Origin of the sequence: Trichocoleus sp. FACHB-46 (genome assembly GCF_014695385.1) — a bacterium.
In the GTDB taxonomy this organism is placed as follows: Bacteria; Cyanobacteriota; Cyanobacteriia; order FACHB-46; family FACHB-46; genus Trichocoleus.
Window position 1 is genome coordinate 338,033 of the sequence record NZ_JACJOD010000006.1, and the last position, 25,143, is coordinate 363,175.

The 25,143-nt window shown below is 51.3% G+C and carries 17 protein-coding genes, 1 pseudogene and 1 riboswitch; of the genes and pseudogenes, 5 read left to right on the plus strand and 13 right to left on the minus strand.

What is annotated here, in order from left to right:
* Positions 1-65: 65 nt before the first annotated feature.
* Positions 66-710: an ATP phosphoribosyltransferase gene (hisG, locus tag H6F72_RS01815; protein WP_190431318.1), complete on the minus strand. Its 645-nt coding sequence runs from the start codon at positions 708-710 to the stop codon at positions 66-68.
* A gap of 74 nt (positions 711-784) precedes the next feature.
* On the opposite strand from hisG, the gene rppA reads away from it, so the two are divergent.
* Positions 785-1,480, plus strand: coding sequence for a two-component system response regulator RppA (gene rppA, locus H6F72_RS01820; RefSeq protein WP_190431319.1), 696 nt, complete (start codon positions 785-787; stop codon positions 1,478-1,480).
* A 143-nt stretch (positions 1,481-1,623) separates the two neighbouring features.
* On the opposite strand, the gene H6F72_RS01825 is transcribed toward rppA, so the two are convergent.
* The gene (locus H6F72_RS01825; protein ID WP_190431320.1) at positions 1,624-2,238 is read right to left on the minus strand and encodes a GDSL-type esterase/lipase family protein; all 615 of its coding nucleotides are present in this window, start codon (positions 2,236-2,238) and stop codon (positions 1,624-1,626) included.
* Positions 2,239-2,398: 160 nt separating this feature from the next.
* Here H6F72_RS01825 and H6F72_RS01830 point away from each other — a divergent pair, with 160 nt between their 5' ends.
* Both H6F72_RS01830 and H6F72_RS01835 read left to right on the plus strand, forming a co-directional pair.
* A complete protein-coding gene (locus tag H6F72_RS01830; RefSeq protein WP_190431321.1) occupies positions 2,399-5,221 on the plus strand; it encodes a hybrid sensor histidine kinase/response regulator in 2,823 nt (940 codons plus the stop codon).
* A gap of 74 nt (positions 5,222-5,295) precedes the next feature.
* The gene (locus H6F72_RS01835) at positions 5,296-6,624 is read left to right on the plus strand and encodes a response regulator (protein WP_190431322.1); all 1,329 of its coding nucleotides are present in this window, start codon (positions 5,296-5,298) and stop codon (positions 6,622-6,624) included.
* Between the two features lie 42 nt (positions 6,625-6,666).
* Here the strand turns inward: H6F72_RS01835 and H6F72_RS01840 are convergent, their stop codons facing one another.
* Both H6F72_RS01840 and H6F72_RS01845 read right to left on the minus strand, forming a co-directional pair.
* Complete coding sequence (locus tag H6F72_RS01840; protein WP_242016728.1) at positions 6,667-9,435, minus strand: family 10 glycosylhydrolase; 2,769 nt, start codon at positions 9,433-9,435, stop codon at positions 6,667-6,669.
* 433 nt (positions 9,436-9,868) lie between these two features.
* Positions 9,869-12,526, minus strand: coding sequence for a DEAD/DEAH box helicase (locus H6F72_RS01845; protein WP_190431324.1), 2,658 nt, complete (start codon positions 12,524-12,526; stop codon positions 9,869-9,871).
* Positions 12,527-13,101: 575 nt separating this feature from the next.
* Positions 13,102-13,231, plus strand: a riboswitch (cyclic di-AMP (ydaO/yuaA leader).
* A gap of 148 nt (positions 13,232-13,379) precedes the next feature.
* Here H6F72_RS01845 and H6F72_RS01850 point away from each other — a divergent pair.
* Positions 13,380-14,198: a universal stress protein gene (locus H6F72_RS01850; RefSeq protein ID WP_348252020.1), complete on the plus strand. Its 819-nt coding sequence runs from the start codon at positions 13,380-13,382 to the stop codon at positions 14,196-14,198.
* Positions 14,199-14,226: 28 nt separating this feature from the next.
* Here H6F72_RS01850 and H6F72_RS31000 read toward each other — a convergent pair whose 3' ends face one another.
* From H6F72_RS31000 to H6F72_RS01875, 6 genes and pseudogenes are all read right to left on the minus strand, one after another.
* Positions 14,227-16,737 (minus strand): tetratricopeptide repeat protein, encoded by a 2,511-nt coding sequence (locus tag H6F72_RS31000; RefSeq protein WP_190431325.1) that lies wholly within the window; start codon positions 16,735-16,737, stop codon positions 14,227-14,229.
* A 226-nt stretch (positions 16,738-16,963) separates the two neighbouring features.
* Positions 16,964-17,143: a photosystem II assembly protein Psb34 gene (psb34, locus tag H6F72_RS01860; RefSeq protein WP_190431326.1), complete on the minus strand. Its 180-nt coding sequence runs from the start codon at positions 17,141-17,143 to the stop codon at positions 16,964-16,966.
* 103 nt (positions 17,144-17,246) lie between these two features.
* Positions 17,247-18,050: a thiazole synthase gene (locus H6F72_RS30055; protein ID WP_370527434.1), complete on the minus strand. Its 804-nt coding sequence runs from the start codon at positions 18,048-18,050 to the stop codon at positions 17,247-17,249.
* Positions 18,051-18,287: 237 nt separating this feature from the next.
* Positions 18,288-19,286: pseudogene (gene thiO, locus H6F72_RS30060) on the minus strand (glycine oxidase ThiO); the annotation flags it as partial.
* 36 nt (positions 19,287-19,322) lie between these two features.
* Complete coding sequence (locus tag H6F72_RS01870; RefSeq protein WP_190431328.1) at positions 19,323-19,688, minus strand: hypothetical protein; 366 nt, start codon at positions 19,686-19,688, stop codon at positions 19,323-19,325.
* A 32-nt stretch (positions 19,689-19,720) separates the two neighbouring features.
* Positions 19,721-20,059 carry a 2Fe-2S iron-sulfur cluster-binding protein gene (locus H6F72_RS01875; RefSeq protein ID WP_190431329.1) on the minus strand — a complete coding sequence of 113 codons (339 nt, stop codon included), beginning with the start codon at positions 20,057-20,059 and terminating at the stop codon, positions 19,721-19,723.
* A 108-nt stretch (positions 20,060-20,167) separates the two neighbouring features.
* Between H6F72_RS01875 and cimA the strand changes: the two genes are divergently transcribed.
* A complete protein-coding gene (gene cimA, locus H6F72_RS01880) occupies positions 20,168-21,826 on the plus strand; it encodes a citramalate synthase (RefSeq protein WP_190431330.1) in 1,659 nt (552 codons plus the stop codon).
* Between the two features lie 4 nt (positions 21,827-21,830).
* Here cimA and H6F72_RS01885 read toward each other — a convergent pair whose 3' ends face one another.
* From H6F72_RS01885 to cruF, 3 genes are read right to left on the minus strand one after another with little or no spacing between them, the layout of a single operon-like run.
* Positions 21,831-22,625 carry a ZIP family metal transporter gene (locus H6F72_RS01885; RefSeq protein ID WP_190431331.1) on the minus strand — a complete coding sequence of 265 codons (795 nt, stop codon included), beginning with the start codon at positions 22,623-22,625 and terminating at the stop codon, positions 21,831-21,833.
* A 32-nt stretch (positions 22,626-22,657) separates the two neighbouring features.
* Entirely contained in the window at positions 22,658-23,908 is a 1,251-nt protein-coding gene (gene cruG, locus H6F72_RS01890) for a 2'-O-glycosyltransferase CruG (protein WP_370527423.1), read from the minus strand.
* A complete protein-coding gene (cruF, locus tag H6F72_RS01895) occupies positions 23,905-24,876 on the minus strand; it encodes a gamma-carotene 1'-hydroxylase CruF (RefSeq protein WP_190431332.1) in 972 nt (323 codons plus the stop codon). The genes cruG and cruF overlap by 4 nt, the downstream gene beginning before the upstream one ends.
* Positions 24,877-25,143 lie beyond the last annotated feature (267 nt).

A 25,143-nucleotide genomic window follows, 5' to 3' on the forward strand; every position in this document is an offset into this window, starting at 1 on the left:
CAAGTCCCTCCAATGTAGCGCGGTCGAGCCTGCCACAAATTTAGCTGAGGCAATGAACTCAAAGGCTAAGCGCTAACTAAGCTGGCAGCCCGCAACTTCTCAATCCAATCGTGGAGGTTGCCTGTATTGGTGCGGTAGCTGAGAGGATGGGCGATCAGCCGGGCGGTACTCTCAAACAAAATATCAGTTTCAATTAAGCCGTTTTCGCGCAGCGTCTTGCCACTAGAAACCAAATCTACGATCGCCTCAGACATGCCTGTAATCGGTCCTAGCTCTACCGAACCGTAGAGCGGAATGATTTCTACGGGCAAATCTAAACTTTGGAAATAATCGTGGGCGCAGTGGACAAACTTAGACGCAACCCGGCTGTTAGGTGACAATTCCAAAGCCGAACGGTAAGGACTCGATGCTTTCACCGCTACCGAGAGGCGGCAATAGCCAAACTTCAAGTCAATTAGTTGAGCCACCTGCGGCTTTTTCTCACGTAGCACGTCATAACCCACAATGCCTAAGTGTGCCTGCCCATACTCCACATACACCGGAACATCCTGCGCCCGGACCAATAATGCTTTGGCGGTGTTTGTTGGGTCTGAAATTTGCAATTGGCGATTGGCCGAGTCCAGAAAAGCACTAAAGTCGAGTCCAACCGATTGCAGCAGACGGATAGCATCCTTGAGCAGGGCACCTTTGGGTAATGCGACGGTAATCATAGAAACGTTCAGCGTGCAGCGGTCAGCAGGATAATAATAGCTGAAAGCTGATCGCGAATTGCTGTTGGTTGCTCATGCGAATTCTATTAGTAGATGATGAAGTAGAACTTACCGATCCGCTGAGCCATGTTTTGCGACGAGAAGGATACGGTGTTGATGTAGCCTATGACGGAGCCGCAGGGGGAAATTTGGCAACGCAGGGGCACTACGATTTGCTGATTCTGGACTGGATGTTGCCACAGCAAACGGGCTTAGAGATTTGCCAGAAGTTGCGATCGCAAGGCGACACCACCCCAGTTTTGTTTCTCACCGCCAAAGACACCCTAGACGATCGCGTCCAAGGCTTAGATGCAGGAGCCGATGACTATCTCATCAAACCCTTTGAACTGCGAGAACTGCTAGCTCGCGTACGGGCTCTACTCCGTCGCCCCGCCACCCTAGAACCCACCACCGCACCCTCCCGCCTGCGAGTCGAAGATTTAGAACTCGATCGCGAAAACCAGTTAGCGTACCGCCAAGGTCGCTCGATCGATCTCTCCGAAAAGGAAAGCCAATTGTTGGAATACCTGATGCGGCATCCAGGCCAATTGCTCACCCACCAACAAATCCACGAATATCTCTGGGGTGACACCGACCAAAAACCAGGCAGCAACGTCCTAGCCGCTCAGATTCGCCTCCTCCGCCGCAAAATCGAAGCCGAAAACGAACCCCCCCTCATCCACACCGTCTACGGTCGAGGCTACCGCTTCGGCTCAAGCTCAGAGAACTAAGTCTAGCTTGAGACAGCCTTGCACTCTGGAGGGGGTTTGGGGGACGCAGCTGTCCCTCAATTGGGGGTTTGGGGGAGAATCTCCCAAGGGTCGGTTTCAGAGATCCTGAGCGTGTCACAGAGAATCGTGTCATAAACCAATGTTTAGCCCCGATCAGGAAACCAACCCCGCCAAGCCGACCAACTCTGCACCAACTCCGCCAACTCCGCATAACCCGCCGCTCTCGGATGTGCCCCATCATTGACGATCGCCTCTGAAATCCAAACCTCAGAATTTCGCAGTGGACCCGCAATTTCCAAAAACGGCACCTCAAGCCCCTGACAAAGCGCACCTAACTGCCCTGACAGATCAATAATTCTTTGATTTTGCTCAGCATCAGCTATCGGGGGTGGCCCTACCATCAACACAGGCAACGATCGCCGTGCTTCAGTCAAAATCTGACGCGCATTTTTGATCGAGTCACTGGGATCAACGCGCGGCTTACCATTTTCGATCGTGGTATCGTTCACCCCAAACGAAAAGACCACTCGGCGATCGCAACTTGCTGGAAGACGACGCTCTACTTCTTGCTGCCAGCGATCGCGAATATCCGCACTAGTCTCACGCCGAATGCCTAGGTTGTAGTAAGTGACGTTGTAGTTATTATGACTAGCCGCAGCGCAGATTCTACCCGTCCAACCTAGGCATTCTGGGTCGCCAGTGCCATTGACGAAGGAGTCTCCGACAAAACAAATTCGGATATCAGCTTGATCGGCCATGGTTATGAAAGGAAGTCTAAGCTTTGGGTAAAACGGTCAGGCCACAGGTTTTCTCAAAACTAGAAAGTAACAATAAATACAGATTTTCTTAATTGTGAGGATGTTTTTTGACAGGGTGGGAACCATAGAAACACATCCTGACTTCAGTGGTCGCTGAGCTATGTTGTCTGATTCTATACCGAACGCCGTAGTTAAGGCCTCTGGAAAAGTTCCGCTCAGGACAGTTCTGGTAGTTCCATTCATCCTGCAGATTTTTGTAGCGGTGGGGCTGACAGGGTACTTATCACTGCGAAACGGACAAAAAGCGGTGAATGAGTTGGCAACCCGATTAGAAACAGAGGTGAGTAATCGCGTCAATCAGCACCTCGATAATTATGCGGCCACCACTCGGTATCTGACTCAAATCGATGGCGAACAAATTGATTTAGGTCTACTGAATCCAGCAGACGCTGACCGCTTGGCGCAATTTTTCTCTAAACAGGTAAAAATTTATAACGTTGGCTACATTCTGTACGGTTCTAAAACAGGAGAATTCATCGCCTCTGGGTACTATCGCGAGTCTTCAATTCCGAAGCATGGCAACCCCGATATCAGTCTAGTATTGCCAAAGCGCTACGGCAGCACAGACCTGTATAACTATGCGACGAATGACCAAGGTCAACCAGTCCAATCCTTTCCAGGCACCAAAGATTACCAATATCAAAAAGAAGGCTGGTATGCCAAAGGCGTTGAAACGGGTAAGCCAGGATGGAGTGAAATTTACCAATGGGAAACTAACTCGTATCCCCTGTCGATCGCGACCAGTCGTCCGATTTATGACAAAACGGGCCAGCTGATTGGTAGTGTTGGCGTAGAGCAGCGGTTATCTCAAATTGGAGATTTCCTACGACAAATCCAAGTCAGCCAGTCCAGCAAAATTTTCATTTTGGAAACTAATGGTTTCTTGGTCGCAAGCTCCAGCGATCGCCCTGTCTTCTCCGTGGTAAATGAGAAGCCGCAAAGACTGCGAGGTGTAGAAAGCCCAGACACTCTCATCCAAGCCACCTCTAAATATTTAGGCGATCGCTTTGGTGACCTGAAAACAATTCAAAATCAGCATCAGCTAGACTTCCGACTAAACGGCCAGCGTCAGTTTGTCCAGGTGAACCGTTGGCAGGATGAGTGGGGCTTAGATTGGCTCGTCGTAGTTGCCATGCCCGAATCAGATTTCATGGGCCAAATCAATGCCAATACTATCAACACGATTTGGCTTTGCCTTGGTGCGTTGGGGTTGGCTACGCTCCTGGGGATCTACACCTCTCGGTGGATCACCCGACCGATTTTGCGACTCAGTCAAGCTTCAGAGGCGATCGCCCAGGGTGAACTTGACCAAAAAATCGAGGTTTCTGGAGTCAAAGAACTTACTGTTCTGGCTCAATCTTTCAATCGCATGGCCCAACAACTACGAGACTCCTTTAAAGCGCTAGAAAATACCAACCAAGCCTTAGAACAGCGAGTGGAAGAGCGCACCGCAGAACTCAAGAATGCCAAAGAAGTCGCCGACAGCGCCAACAAAGCCAAGAGCGAGTTCCTCACCAACATGAGCCACGAGCTACGCACTCCCCTCAATGGTATTCTCGGCTACACCCAAATCCTCCAGCGCACCGAATCCATGACCGATAAGGGGCGCAAAGGCATCAGCATTATTCATCAGTGTGGCTCTCACTTGTTGATGCTAATCAACGACATCCTCGATTTAGCCAAAATTGAAGCTCGAAAAATGGATTTGAGTCATAGCAAATTCCATTTTCCGTCCTTCCTCCAAGGCATTGCCGAAATTTGTCGAATTCGGGCAGAGCAGAAACAAATCGCCTTTGTTTATCAGCCAGATGCAGAGTTGCCAACTGGGATTCGAGCTGATGAAAAGCGACTACGCCAAGTACTGATCAACCTGCTGGGAAATGCCATCAAGTTTACTGATAGCGGCAAGGTGACTTTTCGGGTGGAAGTGCAAGCCATACCAGGAGCTAACAGCCACGCGGCAAAACTCAAGACCGATGCCTCTCCTTGGCGAATTCGCTTCCTCGTAGAAGACACAGGCGTAGGGATGACGCCAGAGCAAGTGAAGAAAATCTTCCTACCCTTCGAGCAAGTGGGAGATGTCAGAAAGCAATCTGAAGGCACTGGGCTGGGCTTGGCAATCAGCCAAAAAATTGTGGGATTGATGGGTAGTAGCCTGGAAGTACAAAGCAACTTTGGCCGAGGCAGCAAATTTTGGTTTGATGCAGATCTGCCCGAAGCCAAAAATTGGGCCGCTGCTGCTAGGACAGCTCAGCAAGGCACGATTGTAGGTTATCAGGGAGCCAGACGCAAAATCCTAGTCATTGACGATCGCTGGGAAAATCGTTCTGTTTTAGCGAGCCTACTAGAACCAATCGGTTTCGAGGTGATTGAAGCAAACAATGGCCAAGAAGGATTAGATACAGCAGTTGCTATACGTCCTGACCTGATCGTCACCGACTTAGTTATGCCAGTCATGGATGGCTTTGAAATGCTTAGACATTTACGGCAGCTCTCTCAGTTCAGAAATATAGCTGTGATTGCTTCTTCCGCGAGTGCTTTTGAGACGGATGAATATAGGAGCGTGACAGCGGGTGCGAATGAATTTTTACCCAAGCCGATTCAGACTGAAACCTTATTGCAATGGATACAACACTATCTAGAACTGGAATGGATTTATGACCATAAGCTGGATCAGCTAGGTGCAACCGTCGATCCAGCTGAGAGTATAGATTCAACCTGGAAACCCCCAGCCGCAGAAGGATTGCAACACCTACACCAACTGTTAGCGATGGGAGATCTGGACGGCATTGTAGAGACAGCTCAGCGACTAGAACAGGCCGATCCTCAACTGGTTCCCTTTGCCCGCAAAGTAGCGGAGCTAGCTGAAGGCTGCGAACTAAACGCACTCACGACTTTGCTCAAGCAGTCCATGCCAGAGTGATGCCCCAGACTGCTGACTTAAATTCATATTGCCGCTTTAACAGCTTCACTTTTAACAAACACTGCTTATCAGCTATGTATGACCAATCGACCGGATTCATTTTGATTGTGGATGACAACTCCACCAACTTGTCGGTGTTGTCTCAAGCACTCAAACAAGTAGGTCTAAAAGTGCGGGTAGCAATGGATGGAGTCAGCGCCATTAATATTGCTCAGCAACAATTACCCGAACTCATTTTGTTAGATATTCAAATGCCAGGAATAGATGGCTTTGAAACTTGTACTCGCTTGAAAGCTGATCCGTCTACCCAAGCGATTCCCGTGATTTTTATGACGGCTCTGGCGGATAGTGAAAGTAAGGTGAAGGGCCTGTCACTAGGGGCAGTAGACTACATCACCAAACCCTTTGAAGAGCAGGAGGTGATGGCTAGGGTCAATATTCATTTACAACTGCGGCAACTGACGAAAGCTTTAGAAGAGAAAAATGCTCAACTTCAGCACTCAACAGAAGTGCTAGAGGAGCGGGTAACAGAGCGAACTGCTGAACTCTCTAATGCTTTACAAGATTTGCAACGCTCCCAAGTGCAACTGGTGCAGAGTGAAAAAATGTCTGCCTTGGGGCAACTAGTCGCGGGTATTGCTCACGAACTGAACAATCCCATCGGCTGTATTGTCAGCAACTTGGCACCAGCGTTTGAGTATGTCACTGAGATCACGAAGGTTATTGAGTTTTATCAGCAGGCTTGTCCTGAAGCGGCTTTGCAGTTGAAGCAAACCTTAGGCGATATTGACGTTGAGTTTGCATTAGAGGATTTGCCAAAGCTGCTCCATTCTATGAAGTTGAGTACAGAGAGAATTAAAGACATCTCAATTTCTTTGAGAACTTTTTCTCGCTCGGATGCCACCGTGAAAATGCGAGCTGATTTACATGATGGCTTAGAGAGCACCTTAACGATTTTGCGCCACCGCTTGAAGGCTGGGAGTGTGCGAGTAGCGGGTAAGGAGCATCACCGTCCTGCCATTGAGGTGGTTAAGCACTACGGTGAATTACCTCCGGTGGAATGTTATCTAGGGCTACTCAACCAAGTGTTTATGAACATTCTGGCCAATGCAATTGATGCTTTGGAGGAAGCGCTACCCGCTACACCCCAGATCTTGATTCAAACCGTTCTGGTTGAGCAGCAGATTGTTGTTTATATCTCTGACAACGGAGCGGGGATGCCGCCAGAGTTGCAGCCAAGAGCTTTTCAGACATTCTTCACGACCAAAGCCGTGGGTAAGGGTACAGGTTTAGGATTGTCGATCGCTCGGCAAATTGTGGAAGAAAAACACGCAGGCCATTTGAGTTTCACTTCTGAACCTGGTCAAGGAACGAAGTTTGCGATCGCCTTGCCCCTCAGTTGAAACCAAGCTTTTTCTCCTCAGCCAATTCTAGGAGTAATGGGTTTACCTATTAGCAGAGCGGTTGGGTGTTGAGCTAAGCGTCACGCGATCGCCGTAGTTCAACAGGGTGTCGATGGTGTCTAGGCGGTGCTCCCAAGCGTCTACCTGGTAACGATGCTCTAGGGCGTATAAGTTCATCCAACTGCTAAATTGAGCCCGGAAGTTAGTCAATTCTCGTTTGGCAGTTTTTAAGCGATCGCGTCCGGGGCGTTCGGCTAGAGCTTGGAGCGCTTGGTCCAAAGCTTTTGATTGATTTTGCCAACGGCTTAAAGCAGGTTCCCGCATCCAAAGTTGCTTTTGCCCTTGAAGGAAATTCCACTCACGTTGCAGAGCTGTGTAACGTACCGCTGCCGCCGCAAAAGGTTGACGATAAGGGACAGGCTCTTTGGGAGTTCGTTGAATTGGTCCTTGAGTTTTCTGAAAGATGGTCTGCAAGCGATCGTTGAAATTCTCAGCTGCAAATAGAGCATAACCCCCAGAGGGCAAGTCTCGTAGCGCCTGAATTTGATCGATTGCCACCGCTTCGGGGAGGTTCAACAGCCGGATTCCTGGCATGATCAAGGTTGAATTGAGCTTGCTGGAAGTTAGGTAAGGCTGGACTAAGCGTTGGAAGCGATTGGTATCCATTGCGTACGCCATCGGCACGACCAAATCAATATCTCCCCGCTCTGCCCAAGTTTCCCAATGCTGTTGCAGCTTCTGGATGCGTTCGTGCTGCGGTAGGGGAAACACCGCGACTGACATGACCAAATTAGGTTTTGCTCGACGTAATTGCTGTGAGGTTTCGGCTACAAAACTGTCGATTTGTTGGGTGCGGAAGTTAGTCCAGCGCTGCCATAGGTTGCGATCGCTGGGAGAGATTTTGAGGGGGTCAACGCCGGCAAATTGCTGAAATTGCTGACGAGCGGCTTTGCCATAACCGTAAGTGCGCCCAGCCGCTGGGTCTTGGAAAGGATAGCGAATGTAGTCTAACTGAATGCCATCAACTTGATAGCGGCTGGCAATTTCGTTGAGGAGTTGCTGCAAATAACGCCGTACTTCAGGATTAGCTGGATCAAGAAATGGTTTCTCTTGGCCTGCTGGGATGATGCGACCCCGGTTGTCGTAGTTGGCCCAGTCTGGATGAGCTGAAATGACTGGCCCTGGGTAATCTTTGGGAAGATTTAGCAGCAAGTTGTGGCGCTCGTTGCCAGCGGCAAAGGCCCAAACCCAAGCGTGTAGTTCCATGCCTCTAGCATGAGCCAGCTTAACGGCAGCCGCTAGCGGATCCCAGCCACGGGTGAGCGGGTTCTGTTGTGGTGCAACTTGGCTGGGGTAAATGGTATAGCCTGCATTAACGGTTTCAAAGAAAACTGTGTTAATGCCCGATGCTGCCAAGCGATCGAATAAAGCTGCGAGTCCTTGCTCAGAACCCGCTCGGACAATGGTGCCTCGGTCCAGCCATATAGCACGAATTTCCGGTTGAGCCCGTAACCGTTCAGTCGGATAGTTATCCCAAAGGAATCGTCGAGTTTGGATCCACTGGCTACGAGCTTTGCGGTAATCTCCTTGCGCTACTAATTGAGAAAATTTTTGCAGCCCTTGACGAGCCGTGGCTACAACTTGAACCGGGTCAGAGGAAGCAGCCGTGGCTGAAGTTTTAGTAGGCGTAGCGGCAACAAACTCCTTGCTGCTGGCAACTAAGCTGGATGCGGTTGTGTTATCGGATGTAGAGATTGAAGTAGCTGTCTGAGCAGAGCTGTTAGCGGCATTGGCAGTGAGGAGAGCGCTTGCCACTCTGCCGATCAAATTCTCTAGCTCTTGGCGCATTGCGATCGCTTCGAGCGTGGCGATAGGGAGTGCCCCTGGCTCAACTTCTATGCCTGGAGGCGCTACCTGCTCGGCGGGGTCGTTGCCAGACTGGGTAGGTGCCTGACGCAACGCTGTGGAGCCTGTTGGCGGTGTAGAGCTGAGAGGAAGGCTGAGGGTGCTGGTGCCTACGCTGGGTTTTGGGGCTGTGCTGTTAGTTGGAGTCGCGGGCAGTGGCGCTGCTGCGATAGGAACTGTGACGACTGGCACTTCCCCATAGCGGCTCAAAGCGGCTCGGAGCCAAGTGCCATCAAACTCAGCAGAGCCTGAAGAGCGCCGACCCCAATTCCAACCAAAGAAAGTGGATCGCTCCGTGGTCACGATCGCCGGTGGGTTGTCACTAGGCGCTCCAGTGGCAGTGACAGCAGGATTAACTCCTGTAGCACTTTTCCAAGTCGCAATCGTTTGGCTGCTGAGGCTAGAAGGCATAATCACACCTCCCCAGAGGCCACTGGCCGCTTGACCTTTGCGCGCCCAAGACTGGGGTTGCCTCGTGATGGTTTGCAAACCCGTGGGTTCTGAAAGAGGGTAGGCCCAGTAAGCACCCAAGAGCGATCGCAGGGCTTGCCGTACCCCTAAAGGCGACAACCGACCGACAGGGCCACTAACGACCACCCGCCCACCTCGGCTCATCCACTCTTCTAAGGCGATCGCTTGCGCTTCTGTAACTGTTTCCACATTTGGCAGAAATAGCACGCTGATGCCGTTGAGGTCAGCGGCTCGCTGTACCTGTTGGAAATCAATCACGCGATAACCGACTTTAGCGGCTTGCAGCCGAGTGGTAATACTTTCCCAGTCAGCCGCATTATCTGAGCTGCGTGCCACTCCTAGAGATATCCGTTCGGCAACCGCTGGGGAGAGCAACACGAGACATTGCAGCAACAAGCCCAAACAAACACTAGTCGCTAGCCGACTCTTGCTCATCAGATTCAAAAGTAAACGAGTTGAACGAGTTGAGCGCCTTTGATGCATCACTAGATCGGCAACATCCAAAATAACTGACTGAGAGCAAAGCGATCGCTGGAACCAACGCCACAGCTTCTGTTGCAGATTGCTATGAAAACCATGTATGCGAAAAAATCAGCTCCTAAAGCGGATATAGCAGCCACAAGCAATTTCCCATAGCTATTGCCAGGGAGAAACTGGAGCCTTCTAGGAGCAAGATTTTAAGACTTATTTCAACTTGAAGGGTTCCCTAAATAGGCCCAAAAGCTCAACGATCTCTGCACCCCTGCTCGATTAAATTCTGTGTAGAGCTTTACCCCGCTGTTTATCCTACCCCTGCTAGTTCCTGAGTGCAAACTGTGACATCGTTCAAGTAGACCTTGCCATCCAACACTCAGGGTTGCAGTATCTCCTACTCAACCGCCTCATTGACCGGGAAGCGATCGATCAACTGAATAGCTCGGTAGGCATTCTGGCGCAGCGAATTTGGCAGATGTGGGACATGGGGAATTTGCGAAAGGAAATCTAAGGTCCGTCGCAAAATTCGTACTACGTCTCCTTCATCCAAACTGGTGTTTTCTCCCAGTTCCGCCCATTCCACTCCCAGAGCCCACTGCTCGACCAAAGCAATCAGCTCGTCTTCTAGCCAAACGGGTAAAGCCACTTGATGCCGTCGTTGCACCTGGAATAACTGCCGTCGTAAGCCCCGTAAGCCACCCAGCGCTTCTTCAACTGCCGAGGAAGCTTGGTAGCGAGTCCAACTGTCAGGACGCGAGACCTCTGTGACCAAAGCAGCACAAGCGGCAGCCAAATGGTGCGGGTCCAAATCATCGAGTTCTCCCGACATGAGGGAGATGCCCAGCCATAACTCGTTATCTCCACGAATGGCTGCTGCTGCTTGGCCCAGAACAGTCGGAGTTAAGCCATCCAAGCCGCCAAACGTCTGCAAAATCTCAATCAAGTGAACAAACTCTTCCCAATGCTGGTGGGATAGCTGCTCTAACTTGGCTTGGCGTTGAGCAATATCTTCTTGCAAATTCTGGACTCGGCGCTGCCGCTTTAACAGCGTGGCAGAATTGCCCCATTGATGTAGGGGATGCGCCTCTAGTTGGGTTTGCACCGCTTGCAGCCGTTCGAGTTGGGCTTGGACTTCTGGGGCAGTTTCGAGGAGCGAAGGCACAGGAGGAATTTGCCGGGCGATCGCTCCAGTTTCTTCGTTGCCTTTACGGCATTGTCCTGGTTTCAGCGGCATCTCAGTGGGAGGGATGAGGCTGTCTACTGCCTTAATGCGAGGGATCTCGGCTCGCAAGCTGACAACGTCTCCCACCGCTACGACATACCAGCGATTATCTTGACCCAAGCAAACGAGATAAGGAAATTGGCCAGAACCTGGAGTTTTCATCACCAGAGCCGCTGGGATTGGGTCGGCGGTAGGGACGTTCTCTCCCTTCAGCCCCAGTACGGTGCCCGCGATCGCAAATGAGAGTGCTACAGCAATGTCACCCGACTGCATCTCCTGGGCTTGGTGCTGCAAAATTTTCAGTAGGCGGCGTTCTTCTTTCAGGCGCTCTTGTAGCTTTTCGTAACTCGAAAATAGTTGTGGATCAACCAGTTCGAGCTGAGCTTGAAGTTGCTCAAGCTCTTTAGTTAGATCAGCGATCGCCTGCTGTTGGGGCCGCAAAGACAGCGTGGCGAGATATTGCCCAAAACTGCGCTCAACCAGCTCTTGCGCTTCCTCTAAGGTGTGAGTTTGCAGCAAGTTTAGGACCATGCCATAGCTGGGAGTGAATTGGCTGATCAACGGATCAGCCCCGACTGTGGCTAAGTATGCGGCTTCTTTGGCCCCCTCAAAGGGAGTTTGCACCGTGACGACATGCCCTAACTCGTCCATCCCCCGCCGACCCGCTCGACCCGACATCTGGAGAAACTCTGAGGGATTGAGGAGGCGATGTCCTAAATCGGTGCGCTTGGAGAGGCTAGAAACCACTGTGGTGCGGGCAGGCATGTTGATGCCAGCGGCCAAGGTTTCGGTGGCAAAGACCACCTTGATCAGCCCTTGCTGAAAGAGTTCTTCAACTAAGCCTTTCCAGGCAGGCAAAATTCCAGCGTGGTGGGCGGCAATACCCCGGTAGAGCGGCTCAATCTGCCCAGCCCGCCCAGCGTCAGGGTGTCGCATCAAAAACTCATCAATCAGGTGTTTCAGCTTTGCCGCTTCCGCCTCGTTGACCAAGGATAAATGCTCGACTTGGGTAATGGCGCGATCGCAATTACGACGGCTAAAGATGAAATAGATTGCTGGAAGCATGTCCCGCTGCTGCAACTGGCTGACCACATAAGCCAGCCCAGGCTCGTCTTCCCGCTTGCGTTGGCCTCGGCCTCCTTTAGGTTTGAGGCGGGCGTTGATCTTTTTTTGATCTTGGCTGAGGAGAGGAAATAAGCCTTTGGGGTTACAGAAATGAAAGCGCAAAGGAACGGGTCGGAAATCTGAATAGATCAGTTCTGTGGGGCCATGTACCCGACCAATCCAATCCGTGAGTTGATCGCTGTTGGCAACGGTGGCTGACAGCGCGACTAGCTGTACATCTGGTGGGCAGTAGATAATTGATTCTTCCCAAACGGTGCCCCGCTGGCGATCGTTCATGTAGTGGCATTCGTCCAAAACCACTGCTTCTACGCCGACCATTGAGGTGCCAACTTCACCGATCGGAGTGCCGTAAAGCATGTTGCGGAAGATTTCGGTCGTCATGACCAAAATGGGTGCTTCCCGGTTGATCGATACATCTCCTGTCAGCAGCCCGACTTGCTCAGGGCCAAAGCGATCGCGAAAATCTCGTAACTTTTGATTGGATAATGCTTTGAGCGGAGTCGTGTAGAACACTCGTCGCCCCTGAGCCAGAGCGCGATAGATGGCATACTCGCCAATTAACGTTTTGCCTGACCCCGTTGGCGCACAGACTACGACCGATCGCCCCGCATTCAGAGCCGCGATCGCTTGATACTGAAACGCATCTAATTCAAAGGGAAACAGCTCTCGTAAATTTAGTTCTGGCAGAGTAGAGGAAACGTTCACGCACTAAGTTCCAATCAGGTTGCGATCTATACTCAAGAGGCAAAATTTCGCGAGAAATTGGCCTACAATTCATCTTTTTAATTGTAAACCGCAGCTACTAAAGCTGTTTGCTAAGATCAACCTCGTCGCCTTACGAGGAGGTCGAGCCAACTCAGTTGTCGCCTTCAAGAATCTTAATAATTGATTGTGATTAAAGCTTGACTATTCTTCAGCTTAATCTAGGGCAAATCAGACCGCGATCGCCACTTCATACATACATTTCTGGCGAATAGCAACCGAGGATACAGCGGCAAATATCTGATTGATCGTAAACTTGGCTACTGCTTTTAGGTAGATGACCATGCGGTTTAACGTGAGCTATATTGTCTCAAGGATGAAGGGTTCAATCAACCTCGGATAAGGAATTCCTCATACAACCGTGTTGGTGAAGGATTTCTTAACGTTATTTAAATCACATCTGAGCACAATCTTTGCTCTGAAATAGAACCGTCTTTTGATGGCATTTCTTACATCAAAAAGGCGTTCATTAAAACATTCAGTGGGTAGCCTAATCCGGATTAATAAGCATCAAGGTGAAAACTTGAATGCTGTTTCGTCTGGAACGGAGGAACCGATTTTTGGGGCTAATCTCAAAGATTAATTTGAGAGAGACACCTTCCAGTCTTAGCCCGTCAGCTAACTCCGTCGGCAGTGGGAGGAGTACCTAGGACGCAGGCTTTTGATAGCAACGGTCATTGCGGTCTCCTAGCAGATATCAGATTCCCCTAAGAGATTTCTCTCAGAGTTGATGATGTCTGTTTCCTGGCCCACCTCTCGAAACAAGTAGTCTGGAGAGGTTTTTATCGTGAATATTATGCCAATGTTGGTGCGGCTACAGGGCGCACTGGGTTCAACTGACTTAATCGAGCAAATTCTGCTGTTGCCTCAGCGGCCCAAGGGCGATCGCTCGTCCGGTAAACTGCATTTACCAGGTCAGGCTCGGCGGGCTACTAAACGGCACCTCCAGGCTAACCGTCCAGAAGCAGCGTCTGGAGCTGATGCTGAAATTAATTTGGTGGTGGGCTACAACAGCTCCCCCAAAAGCCAGACCGCTTTGGATTTGACCCTGTGGATTGCTCACCAGACTCGTTTAGCGACTCGTCGCCAAGTGACCGTACAGGTGGTCTATGTCATCAATCCCACTGACTGTCTAGATAGCATTCCCACTACAACCGATTTTCGCCCGGTCAGAACGGGCAAGAAATCTTCTCAGCGCCAAGCGCAGCTATCTAAGGCACTGGTGGCACCTGATACTTATAGTGCGGCCTCTAGTGCCACTTCGGAGCGGGAAGGCGCGATCGCAACTCTAGCTGAACCAACCCTAGAAGATGCTGGGCTACCATTTGGCAATTACCCCCTGTGCCAAGTAGACCAATTTGAGCAGGCAGACCGAATTTTGTGGCAAGCCCGCTGTCTAGCTAACGAGTGGCGTGGTTCCCTGAAAACGCACCTACGATTTGGGCAAGTCGCTCAGGAATTGCGGAGTGTTGCTAAAGCAGAATCGGCAGTGCTGTTGTGGTTGGGTTGTGACTCTCCCAAGAACTCCATTGTCCGAACCTTGAGCGCCAATAGCCCTTGTCCCGTCTTGGGCGTACCCTCTTCTCTCCATCCCGATCGCTACTTTGATGCCTAAGTCCCGCTTGGGCCTAGAGCGGTTGTGCTTAGAGCCGTGGCAAAATTTCAGGTAATAAATGACCTGGTAATAGAGATAGCGCTAAGTTCTGGCCTTGCAGACCACACTCGCTGTAAAAAGCCCGTACCGTTTGCAGGACATAGCCTAGCGCTGTTTGGTAAAAATCAGGTTGGTGCTGCCATCCTTGTAATGCTTGCAGATGGTGACGCAGAGACGCTTCTAAATGAGCAGACTTAGCAGGCACCGGAATAGCGCCCGCCTGATCGGTTGCCACTTGGTAATGGGCTAAACCTAGGTTGTTGTGAGTTGCGAACACGTCAAAGGTCAGTTTAGCGCCAGCACCATTAGGCGTTTGGTTTATTTGTTCAACGATGGCTAAAGCTGCTTCGTAGGCTACGATCGCGGACCGTAAAGCTTGTTGTTGAGCTTCTGGTTGTTCTTTGGAACGGCTAGCCAGGTGCCAATAAGCGGTGCCCAAATTGTTTTGAGTCGCTGCATAGGCAGCAGGATTAACTTCTACGGTGCGGTAAATTAAGGCGATGCGGTAGCAACTAATCGCCAAATTGAGAAACTCTTCCGGTTGCTCATGCTGGGCTAAATTCCAATAAGCCGTGCCCAAATTGTTTTGGATCATGGCGTAATGCAACGGCTCCTGCTCTGGGTTGTAGAAGCTGAGTGACTCGGTGTAAGCAACGATGGCCTGCTTCAGATGTAGGGCAGGTTGATGGTGTTGTGCCAAGTGCCAGTAAGCCGTACCCAGGTTATTTTGGGTGGAAGCATACTTCAAAGGTTCTACGTCTGGTTTGCGATGTCGCAACGCTTCCTCGTAAGCTGTGATCGAGCATTGTAGGTTCTCGATCGGCTCCCGGTAGCGAGCTAAATCTCCATAGGCGGCTCCCAAATTATTCTGAATCATGGCGTAGGATTGCGGTTGCTGCTCAGAACTTACCTGAGTCAGCGCCAGGTGATAGGCCGCGATGCCTTGCTCTAAATAAGGCAACCGTTGTTCCGGGTTGGGCGGAAATCGGGACAACATCCAGTAGAGATTGCCTAAGTCGTTGAGAATATCCGGAACTAAAGCCGAAGACTCTTCTAGGTGAATTAAAGCTTGCTCATAAGCTTGAATGGCGATCGCTAACTGTTGAGGAGAGTTGTGTCCTTGCTCAATGCGATCGCGATAAAAATTACCAAGAGTGCGATAGGTGACAGCTAACCCTGTAGTTTCTGCTTGTTGTTGATGTAACTGCTCTAGATGCCGCAACATCCGCAAAGGCGGAAAGTCTTCTAGAGCAGCCACTAAAGGGGCAGGCAAGGTAGCACTAAGACGAGAGAGAGACGGAACCGGAGCATTGGCTCGTAGCGCTGTTGCCCCCCCAATCTCTTGAATTGCCGCTGTCAGAACTAAATTGACAAGTTCCGGCGCAATCGATGGAAGAGGAGCTTCTGTAGGTGCATTGTCTAACTCTGATGAGTTCGCTGCTGGAGCGGTAATCGATGGGGATTGAGGCTCTGTAGCAACCGTACGCAGCGGCTGCGGTTCTGAGGCGGGTGATTCTGAGTGAAATCCAGAGCGGGCAGGCAGGCTGTTGGCTGTAACCTGGTTGGTTGGCGCGGCAGCAGTCGGAACGTGAACGCTCCAGGAGTTGGGTGGAGGAGAACCTAGGTCGGCAGTCAGACGATCGCCTGTACTTTCTGTTGTGTTTGCTGGAGCTACTGTGGTTTCTAGGTCATCCACCAGATCTCCAAAGGCCAACTCATCAGCCAATAAATCCCGTAAACTAATGGGCACATCTACAGGTTTCTGATTGGCAGGCGTAACTGGAGGATGGGCAACGTCAGAAGTAGACACGATCGCTGGCTGGGGACGCTTCGGCGTTGGCTGATGAGTGAGAGCTACTTGGTCTGAATGACGGCGCTTGGGTTGTTCAGAAACGACTGAAAGTGGTGTAGGTTCTCCGACAAACTCAAACACGCCAGTCCGCCAACCCCAAAACTCCGGGGCAGACTGTTGAATGGCTCGAAACCAGGGATGCGGCACCCATAACAACAAACTAGCCTCTAAAGTGGGCAAGCTGCGATCGCACCCTTGTAGATAGCTGAGAAACAACCGCTGTACCGCAGCCGATTGTCGCGTCAGTCGCTCAGTCCCCAAGATTTGGAAGCTAGGGGTCGGTGGCTCTGTTCCTGATCCCTTGGGTAAAGGATGACGAGCTAGCCACTGAGTCACCTGAGCGATCGGATTAGGATCGTTGAGATTGAGGTTGAGCGTAACCAGTCGGGGATAATCTGAAGCAAGCCCAGCCTCTTCAGGGTGACGCGTGGTTGTCGAAGCAGCGGGATAGGCGAGTTCCGCATGGAGCCGAGCCGCCAAGCGATTTCGTAGGGCTAGATCATCGCAGACCGCCACAAAAATTTGACGGCGTAAGTGTAAACTCAGCGCTCGTTTTAAACGCTGGTAACTCTGCCGATTCAAATGTGAACTGGTTTGATTCGGCCCAGTCATGCGGAGCAATGGGGAGTGGCGATCAGCTAGTTGCACCAACAATACCCTTAATCGTGGCGAGGAAATCTGGAGGTATAACACTCTTCAAATTCCTCAAGCTCGATTCAGGACTAAAGCTTGATTTTGACGAACTTTTAATGTACAGCGATCGCGCTAAACGTCTTCCTATCGCAGCCAACCATAGCAAAAAGCCAGGTTGCTCATAAAATAAGCAGCACCTGACTCAGGTTTATATTTATGAAAGCTTTAAAGCTGATTTTTTCTAGCCTAGGTTGGATACGGAGAAGGCGACAAAGACGAGCCCACCGACTAAAACCATTCCTAAAGCTCCCAAAATGAGGGAGTTTCTTTGTTGGGATTTAGTGGGTGGTTCTGCTTGATACATCTTCGGCTCAACAGCGAAGTTATTTAAGCGTCCACCTTCCTCGGTCGTATAACGCATGAACAAAACCCTCAGTTTTTGTATTAACTAACAGTAACAAAAATTAGGAAAATACTCTCGCTCCTAAGTTAGAAACTGGAAAATGCTCAAATTTAGTTCGGATTTACTGAGTGATGGTTCCTGTGAGGGGTGAGCTAGCGCTGGCGTGGCTTTTCACCGGAATACGACCTGCTAGGTAAGCCAATCGACCTGCTTCGGCAGCCAAACCCATCGCTCTAGCCATTGCTACAGGATTTTGCGCTTCAGCGATCGCGGTGTTAATCAGTAAAGCTGAAGCCCCCATTTCCATTGCTTGGGCGGCTTCACTGGGTGCCCCTAAACCTGCATCTACGACGACAGGCACTTGGGCATTCTCAATAATGATTTGGATATTGGCAGCATTTTTGATGCCCTGCCCAGAGCCAATCGGCGAACCCAAAGGCATCACCGTCGCACATCCCACTTCTTCTAATCGCTTGGCTAGGAGTGGGTCAGCATTGATGTAGGGTAACACGGCAAACCCTTCTTTAACCAATTGTTCGGCTGCTTCTAGAGTGCCGATGGGGTCGGGTAGCAGGTACTTGGTATCTGGAATCACTTCCAATTTGACAAAGTTGTTGTCTTCCTGGCCCAAGAGTTTTGCCATTTCTCGGCCTAAACGGGCAACTCGGATCGCTTCCTCTGCGGTTTTGCAGCCTGCGGTGTTGGGCAACATCCAAATTTTGCTCCAGTCCAGTGCTTCGGCTAAGCCTTCATGGCCTGGGGCTTTAGTTTGTACTCGTCGCACCGCCACGGTGACAATTTCACAGCCACTCGCCACGACACTCTGCTGCATGTCCGCAATGCTGCGATACTTGCCAGTCCCCGTCATCAAGCGGGAGTGAAAGGATCGCCCAGCAATCACTAAGGGGCTATCTAGCGTCGTGATATCGGCTTGAGCTAAGGCAGGAACAGCGTGAGTCAACACAGAATTAGACCTTGGGAGAACGTGGGTGGAAGAACTAAGGGCAGCAGGAGTTGAGGAAGCTGCCAACGAAGCAGGGGGAGTTGAGGGTTTCGTTTGATGAAAGCGCTGCCAACTAAAATGCTCTAGTAATGGATCGGGTTGTTGTGCGATCGCATCGGCAATCAGTTGAGCTGTAATTGGTGCCAGCAAAATGCCGTTGCGGTAGTGCCCGGTAGCGAGTAGCAGGTTAGTGCAAGCACTCGCCCCTAGAATCGGCAATTCATCTGGAGTTGCAGGCCGAAAGCCCCACCATAACTCTTGTAAAGCAAAATCTTGTAGGGCTGGATACAGCCGGATCGCTCGTGCCAGTAACTCTTGAACGCCTGCGGGGGTGTTGTTGGGGGTAAAACCAACCTCCTCACTGGTGGCTCCAATAATAATCCGACCATCTTGGCGCGGCACGATATACAAATCGGAGCCAAACAAAACTCGTCGTAAAGGTAACCCTGCGGCTGAGTCGGGTGACTGAACAGCTAACATTTGGCCTTTGCGAGGCTGCACTGGAATTGGCAACAGTTCATTCGACCAAGCCCCTGTGGCTAAGACATAATGCTTGGCTTGCCAATCTCCCACCGAAGTTTGGACGCTGACGACTTGGCGTTGCTGCTGCTGAATTGCTTGGACGCTGACGCCATCCTGAATACTCACGCCGAGGGTTTGGGCAGCAATCCATAGCGTTTGGGTGAGGGCGCGGTTATCCACTTGAGCATCCTCTGGAAACCACCAACCACCCATCACATCTGAGCCTAGCCCCGCCTGATATTGGTGAATCACAGCTTGATCTAGCCATTGAGCTTCGGTTCCGGAGGCTCGGGCGATCGCGGCTGCCTCTCTTAAATCTGTCCGTTCTGCCTCGGCTGCATAGACAGGAGCCAAGATACCACAAGGCCAATAACCTGTTGAAGCTCCGGTTAGTTCCTCCAGCTTGCGAATCCAGTTGGGATACAGTTGGCGCGATCGCAAGCACAGTTCCAGCATCGGGCCTAGGGGGATGCCTTCGGCTTGAGGCGCTAACATCCCGGCGGCGGCGTGAGCGGCGGCTTGCTTAAAATCACGGCTGAGAATGGTTACCGTAGCTCCTCGCAATTTCAGCTCAATCGCGATCGCAAGGCCGACGATACCGCCGCCAATGATGAGAACGTCACTGGTTGTATTCATGCAAGCTGAAATTGAGTCACAATTACTAAGTCGTGATTACCAAAGCGCTGGAACTGGCTTACTACCTGCGCCCGCAGCGCTAGGAGCAGTTGTCGTGCTGCCGCCACCAGCACTTGATCCGGCGGTGCCTGTAGCGGAAGTGCCACTGGGTTGGGTGGTTGTGGTGGTTGTGGTGCCAGCGGTACCAGTTTGGCTAGCAGGAGCAGAAGTGACAGGCTGATTGGTCGAGCGTTGAGTGGTTTGGCCCACACTCCGCACCTGAGTAGCAGGAGAAGCACTGGGGCTAGGACTTGCTGACCCGCCAATCTGTTGAGTCGAGTCACGAGCGCGCAAGGCAATGAATGCTCCCAGCAAGATAGCGAAAACTATCAGTCCAATCACAGCTTTTAGTAAGTCATTCATTGGTGTTTTTCTTCCCCAAACCTCTCTTCAGTCTATCCCTCTGGAGTCCAGAGCGGTTGAGTGCCTTGGCCCCAAAATCCATCAAACTTAGTGACTCGCACATCCCCTAGTACTTTGGTTTGACAAGCTAGTCGGCGGTTTTGGTTAGTGTCATGGGGTGGCAAAGACCGCCGAGTGCGATCGCGCCAATTGGGTTTTGAGACTTCCCCCTCGACCTCAACGGCACAAGTGCCACAGCTTCCTAAACCATGACAGTTGATGAAGCTGGCGTTGCCATTATGCAAAGCAACGCTATTTTGAAGCAAAACCTGACGGAGATTGGCTCCGCGATCGCAGATAAAAATTTTTCCTTGAGCTGTAACCTGCGGCATGATTTTAAGCTGTGCGAACCAACGATTGTCTTACAGCTTTAAAGTTTAAATTTCTTTACGCTTTTTGAAACGCGTTTATTCCATCCTTCCTCTGCTTTGGCTGCTTCCATGACCTCACAACCTTCTCCCCAACTCTGGATTTATGACACTACCCTGCGGGACGGTGCCCAACGCGAAGGGTTATCTCTATCCCTAGAAGATAAACTCCGCATTGCTCGGCAACTCGACCAACTGGGAGTGCCGTTTATTGAGGGAGGCTGGCCCGGAGCGAATCCTAAGGATGTGCAGTTCTTTTGGCAAATCAAAGAAGCACCACTGGCTCAGGCAGAAGTTGTGGCGTTTTGCTTTACTCGCCGTCCCGGAAGAACCGCTGCAACTGATCCCATGTTGCAACCCTTACTAGCCGCAGGTACCCATTGGGTCACGATCGTCGGAAAATCTTGGGATTTGCATGTGACTGAAGGACTGAAAACCACGCTGGCCGAAAATCTAGCGATGATTCAGGACACGATCGCCTACCTTCGCAGCCAGGAGCGACGGGTGATATACGATGCAGAGCATTGGTTTGATGGCTACAAGCACAACCCTGACTACGCGATCGAGACGCTAGAAACCGCGATCGCGGCAGGAGCGGAGTGGTTAGTTTTGTGTGACACCAACGGCGGAACCTTGCCGCACGAAATTAGTCAGATTGTGCGAGAGGTCAAGCAGCGCTTAAGGGAGCGTCGAGTCGCTCAAAACGCGGATTTCCACGCTCCCTTACCCCCCTTGGGTATTCACACCCACAACGACACAGAAATGGCGGTGGCCAATGCGATCGCGGCAGTAATGGAAGGGGCGCAGATGGTGCAGGGCACGATCAACGGCTATGGCGAACGCTGTGGCAATGCCAATCTTTGCTCTTTGATTCCCAACTTGCAATTGAAGCTGGGTTACTCCTGCCTACCTCCCGAAAAACTGACGACGTTAACGCAACTCAGCCGTTATGTCAGTGAAGTAGTAAACCTGGCTCCCGACGACCATGCTCCTTATGTGGGACTTTCGGCCTTTGCTCATAAAGGGGGCTTGCATGTCAGCGCTGTGGAACGCAATCCCATCACGTACGAGCACATCCAGCCAGAGTTAGTCGGCAACAACCGCCGAATTGTGATTTCTGACCAAGCAGGTCTGAGCAATATTCTGGCAAAGGCGCGGAGCCTCGGTATCGAACTCGACCCGCAAGACCCCACCTATCGCCAAATTCTGCAACACCTGAAAAATCTGGAGCACGAAGGGTATCAATTTGAGGCGGCAGAAGCCAGCTTTGAGTTGCTGATGCGCGAAGCATTGGGTCAACGGCAACCACCATTTGAACTCAAAAGCTGGCAAGTTCACTACCACATGATGCCCGACACCGACCCATCGCAGAGTTTGTCTTTGGCAACGGTGAAATTGGCAGTAGATGGCCAAGACATTCTCGAAGCAGCGGAAGGTAACGGCCCCGTCTCTGCACTGGATACAGCTTTGCGTAAAGCCCTAGTTAACTTCTATCCAGAAATTGAGAGTTTCTATCTCACCGACTACAAGGTGCGGATTTTGGATGGTGGGTCGGGCACCTCTGCTAAAACTCGCGTGCTGATTGAATCTAGCAACGGCTATCAACGCTGGACTACGGTGGGCGTTTCAACCAACATTCTGCAAGCGTCTTACCAAGCTGTGGTGGAAGGTTTGGAGTACGGCCTGCTACTGCAACACCAAGCTAAGGTACCCCTGACTACTTCTACCTAAGCAGTTAGCCCAAGGTGACATCTAGAAACATCATGGAAACGAAGCCGAGGATGACCCCAAAGGTTGCGCCTTTTTCGTAACCGAGGCGATGGGACTCTGGAATAATTTCATCGCTGATCACAAACAGCATGGTTCCTGCCGCAAACGCCATTGCCCAAGGCAAAATCGGTTTGGCAACGGAAACCACACCTGCGCCGATCGCGCCACCCACAGGCTCTACTAAGCCAGTCATCAGAGCCACTAGCAGGGCCGTCCATTTAGAATATTTCTCACCAACTAAGGCTAAGGCAACGACGAAGCCTTCGGGCATATTTTGCAGCCCAATTCCGGTAGCGAGGGTGATGCCGTTGGCTAGAGTTTCGCCACCAAAACCCACTCCTACCGCTAATCCTTCAGGGAAATTATGAATGGTAATCGCAATAATAAAGAGCCAAATCCGCTTTAAGCTCGCCGGATTGGCACCTTCTGGGCCCTTAATAAAATGCTCGTGAGGAGAATAGCGATGGCTGAGACAGAGAAACAATCCACCTAGAATTATCCCCACGGTAACGATCGAGGCTGCTACCACTTCGCTACCTGTCTGCTCCGTTGCGGCTTCAATCCCTGGAATTACCAAGGAAAATGAAGTCGCAGCTAGCATCACCCCTGCGCCAAACCCCATCAAAGCCCCTTGAAACTTCTGGGTAACTTTGCTCAAGAATAGGATAGGTAAGGCTCCGACCCCTGTGGCCAGTCCTGCGAGCAGACTGCCGAGCAATCCCAGATAAAACACTGGTAGTTGAGCAAAGCTGTGGAGCATGGGGTAAAGCCAGAAGAGATTAACGAGATGGGCTAAGCCTGGGTGTAGCTCCGCCCTCGCCACTGAATAGAGGTTTGAGTAGACGAGAGAAAGATGCGGAGTACAGCCAAGGGATCGGCTAAAGGAGAGAGCCAAAAAAGCCAAGCTGCTTTAGCTTGTGTGAGGTCGTAAGACGGCGCGATCGCCCACAGCAATCCTATCCGCATGACTAACAAGCCCAGGTTTAAGCTTAAAGCCGCCACCACAGGTAAAGAACCCATCCCCAGGCTAATCCAGCTCAGCAAAATCAGGGTTAAGGGTATTGGTAATCCCTGCACAGCGGCGAGTAGCCATAGATCACCCCAAATCTGACCACGGGCTGCCGCATCCTTGAGGTCGAGCGATCGCCCCCACTCGCGCCAAGTTTCTGCTGCTCCTTCGTACATTCGCACCTTCAGCAACTTCGAGCCATCAAAGAACCCCACCTTGGCTCCTTGAGCAGCCGCATGACGAGCCAGGGTGACATCATCACAGAAAGAGTTGCGAGCACTGCTGTAACCACCTAGCGCTGCCAAAACCGAGCGGCGACTGAGGAAGCATTGGCCATTCGCCATCACCCGCTCAACGGAATTGTTAGTTTCGCCAGCGGGACCGAAGCGATACACCAACGTCATCAGCAGAGCGGGCTGTAACCACAGCTCTCCCGGATACTTGAGGATGAATTGAGGGGCTAGGGAGAGAATGTCGTAGCCTTCCGCGATCGCGGTCTTCACCAAACTGCTAACCAAGCCAGGGTTGAGGTACGTGTCGGCATCCACGCCCAGCACCCAATCGCTTTGTTCCGAGCTTTCGATGAAACCTGTATGTAAAGCCCAAGGCCGTCCCACCCAACCTGGAGGTAAAGGATCATCCGTCAGCAACCGGAAGCGTGGATCAGCTTGACCCGCTCGTTTCACCAGATCTGGCGTGCCATCTTGGGAGCGGCTGTCCACCACCAAAACTTCTCGCACTTCGTAGCTTTGCTGACTCAAACTGGCGAGACAAGGCCCAATTCGTTCTGCTTCGTTGAGCGTAGGTACAACGATACTGACCTTTCCCAGCAGCTCTGGGCTAGGTTTCTGAGGCTGTAAGGGCGGGTGACGAGTAGGACCGCGCAGCAAACGGGACAGCAGAATCGCGACGGCGGGAATTTGTAGCAGCAGCAGGACAAGGGCGATCGCTCCTGTTACAGAACTATCTCCTTGTCCACTGAACGCTACTGGAGTCAAAGCGAACTCATGCAACAAGACGAAACTGAGATTCACTTCGAGCCGAGTTCCATAGGCGCAACAGACAATTCACTCGCCAGACTAATCGCTGGTTCACTGACTTCGCCCACAAAAGGCAACACAGCCTCTGTCGTATCGCTAACTTGGTAGGCAATGCTAGTAGCGGGGGCCATGCGCCACAGAATCAATGCTGGAGCCACGCCAAGCGCCAGGCCTAAGAGCACTGGAATCCAGATGCCTGCGGCCAAGCTCATGATCATCGCGAAGGCGAAATTGCTGAGGTAAATAGCCAAAGGTAGTTGTAACTGCTGCCGAGTGAGTTGGATGGGCGCTTTACCCCATAGCAAAGCGGCCACGCTCATAAACACCGCACCAGTGCCCCACCAACCTGCAAAGTTTTGGTAAGGCATGCCGAAGAAAGCGCCTGGTTGTTTCCACTCCCAAAAAGGAACTGCCGTTTGGCTCATCGCAGGGTCGAGCACAAAGTCCCAGGAGGTAAGTAGCAGAGCACCCAGGGCGATCGCCAAACCACTCCGTACCCATCTTGGCAAATTGGTCTGCTGGCTGGACTCCAAACCCACACGGGCCAATAGATAAGAGGCGCAACCGAGGTAAAACCAAGACAAAGGAATCGTGAACGGCACCAAGCCCGCAATCTTGTAACCCAAACCGCTCAGATAATCGTAGTTACCAAAGGGGAAACCAGTGCTAGTGCCCGAAAGTTCGCTGGAAAGAGAAATGCAGACAGAGGGCACCATAAACGCCAGCCAACGCTGCCAGCCTAAAGTCCGATAGGTGTAGATGGCAACGGCGATCGCTCCTAGCAGAATGTAAACCACGCCGCCCCCAGCCATACTCCACTGAAACAGCGTTTGCCCCGCTGGAGGTAACATCAGAACAAACTCTGGGTGGGGTAAAACTAACAGCAATCCAGCTAGTCCAAAGGCCATTGCTACCACATGGCCAATTAAACTGAAGCGCTCAGCAGTCAAAAGTTGCTTCATACAGACTCCTCAGAAACCAAAGCACTCTGTGAGTGCATCCTAAAAGTTTACAAACGTTTAAGAAAAATCTACCGACTCAGTTCAGCCAGGTTCGATCGAGCTGAGCAGCTATATTGACAGATTTGGATCAACTCCAAGCCCTGACAGCTATAGCAATCTCCAGCCGCTCAAACTTGATTTACTTATCATAATAAGTTTTGTAAACCTGAAGCGAGAAAAAAGCTGTTCGTTTCGGAACATCTGGCACTGGCTTGAATAATAAGGCTA

Bases quoted from the DNA above. Each gene is read 5' to 3' on its own strand.
- hisG (WP_190431318.1), bottom strand. From the start codon at position 710: ATGATTACCGTCGCATTACCCAAAGGTGCCCTGCTCAAGGATGCTATC.
- rppA (WP_190431319.1), top strand. From the start codon at position 785: ATGCGAATTCTATTAGTAGATGATGAAGTAGAACTTACCGATCCGCTG.
- H6F72_RS01825 (WP_190431320.1), bottom strand. From the start codon at position 2,238: ATGGCCGATCAAGCTGATATCCGAATTTGTTTTGTCGGAGACTCCTTC.
- H6F72_RS01830 (WP_190431321.1), top strand. From the start codon at position 2,399: ATGTTGTCTGATTCTATACCGAACGCCGTAGTTAAGGCCTCTGGAAAA.
- H6F72_RS01835 (WP_190431322.1), top strand. From the start codon at position 5,296: ATGTATGACCAATCGACCGGATTCATTTTGATTGTGGATGACAACTCC.
- H6F72_RS01840 (WP_242016728.1), bottom strand. From the start codon at position 9,435: ATGAGCAAGAGTCGGCTAGCGACTAGTGTTTGTTTGGGCTTGTTGCTG.
- H6F72_RS01850 (WP_348252020.1), top strand. From the start codon at position 13,380: ATGCCAATGTTGGTGCGGCTACAGGGCGCACTGGGTTCAACTGACTTA.
- psb34 (WP_190431326.1), bottom strand. From the start codon at position 17,143: ATGCGTTATACGACCGAGGAAGGTGGACGCTTAAATAACTTCGCTGTT.
- H6F72_RS01870 (WP_190431328.1), bottom strand. From the start codon at position 19,688: ATGAATGACTTACTAAAAGCTGTGATTGGACTGATAGTTTTCGCTATC.
- H6F72_RS01875 (WP_190431329.1), bottom strand. From the start codon at position 20,059: ATGCCGCAGGTTACAGCTCAAGGAAAAATTTTTATCTGCGATCGCGGA.
- cimA (WP_190431330.1), top strand. From the start codon at position 20,168: ATGACCTCACAACCTTCTCCCCAACTCTGGATTTATGACACTACCCTG.
- H6F72_RS01885 (WP_190431331.1), bottom strand. From the start codon at position 22,625: ATGCTCCACAGCTTTGCTCAACTACCAGTGTTTTATCTGGGATTGCTC.
- cruF (WP_190431332.1), bottom strand. From the start codon at position 24,876: ATGAAGCAACTTTTGACTGCTGAGCGCTTCAGTTTAATTGGCCATGTG.